Here is a 1693-nt window from a genome sequence, read left to right as displayed (position 1 = left end):
ACCGGCCGGGCGACAAACGCCTGGTCGCCTACGTCGTCCCCGCCGACTCCGGTGTCGTGCCGCCGATCGACGTGTCGGTGTTGAAGGGTGTGGTGGCGGAGCGCCTGCCGGACTATATGGTGCCCTCCGCCTTCGTAGTACTGGAAGCCTTGCCGTTGACACCCAACGGGAAACTCGACCGCAAGGCTCTTCCCATTCCCGAGGTCACTGCCAAGGTCTCTGGTCGTGGTCCGCGTAATGCTCGGGAGGAGGTGTTGTGTTCGCTGTTCGCCGAGGTTTTGGGCGTGGGCGAGGTTGGTATCGATGACGGCTTCTTCGATCTGGGTGGGCACTCGTTGTTGGCGACTCGGTTGGTGTCGCGGATCCGCAGTGTCTTGGATGTTGAGGTGTCGATTCGGGCGTTGTTCGAGGCGCCGACGGTGGCTGGTTTGGCGTCGCATGTTGATGATGCTGCGGGTGTGGTGCGGGTGCGGTTGTCGGGGCGGGTGCGTCCGGAGTTGGTTCCGGTGTCGTTCGCACAGCGCAGGTTGTGGTTCCTGGGCGAGTTGGAGGGCCCGTCAGCGACCTACAACATTCCCTTCGCCCTGCGGTTGCGTGGCGCGTTGGATGTGGAGGCGTTGCGGGCGGCGTTGATGGATGTCGTGGGCCGGCATGAGAGCCTGCGTACCGTCTTTCGCCACACAGAGACGAGCCAGCCCTATCAGCACATCGTAGAGCTGGCCGATGACAGCCGTGTCGCCCGGCTTCTTACGGTGTCGGAGGTGGATGCGTCGGGGCTTGGTGGGGTGTTGGTGGCGGAGGTGTCTGCCGGGTTTGATCTGTCGGTGGATCTGCCGTTGCGGGTGCGATTGTGTGTCGTGGGGCCGGATGAGTTCGTGTTGATCGCGGTGGTGCATCACATTGCCGCGGATGGCTGGTCGATGGCCCCGTTCGCCCGGGACCTGTCCCTGGCCTACCAGGCCCGTTGCCGAGGCGAGGCGCCCGCCTGGCCGGTACTGCCGGTGCAGTACGCGGACTACACCCTGTGGCAACGCGAGGTACTCGGCAGCGAGGACGACCCCGACAGCGTCATCTCCCACCAACTGACCTACTGGACCGACGCGCTAGCCGGAATACCGGAGCAGTTGGAGCTGCCGACGGACTTCCCACGCCCCCCGGTGGCCTCGCACACCGGCGGCACCATCCCGGTCAGTGTGCCAGCCCACGTCCATGAACGCCTGATTGCTCTGGCGCGGGAGAGCAGCACCAGCCTGTTCATGACGGTGCAGGCTGCGCTGGCGGTGTTGCTCCAGCGTATGGGCGCGGGTGAGGACATCCCGATCGGGACACCAGTGGCGGGGCGTACGGATGACGCGTTGGATGAGCTGATCGGGTTCTTCGTGAACACCCTGGTCCTACGGACCGACACGTCCGGTGATCCCTCTTTCCGTGAACTGCTCGGACGGGTACGGGAGACGGATCTGGCGGCGTTCGCCAACCAGGATGTGCCCTTCGAGCGTCTGGTGGAGGTCCTCAACCCGCAGCGTTCGATGGCCCGGCATCCCCTCTTCCAGGTGATGCTGGCCTTCCAGAACAACGCCCAGCCCACCCTCGACCTCCCCGGTCTTCACGTCGAACACCAGGCGTTGGAGGGTGCGGTGGCGAAGTTCGACCTCACCCTCAACCTCGGCGAACACCACACCCCCGAAGGGCG

1 protein-coding gene is annotated in these 1693 nt (G+C 65.1%); it reads left to right on the top strand.

The window, feature by feature from the left end; all coding sequences use genetic code 11:
- On the top strand, nucleotides 1-1693 hold a 1693-nt coding region (locus NBG84_RS34815), incomplete at both ends, for a condensation domain-containing protein (protein WP_250923690.1).

Origin of the sequence: Streptomyces albipurpureus (assembly GCF_023701525.1) — a bacterium.
Taxonomy (GTDB): domain Bacteria; phylum Actinomycetota; class Actinomycetes; order Streptomycetales; family Streptomycetaceae; genus Streptomyces; species Streptomyces albipurpureus.
Note: the sequence above shows the minus strand (reverse complement) of the source record. Positions and strands in the feature narration are given on the sequence as shown.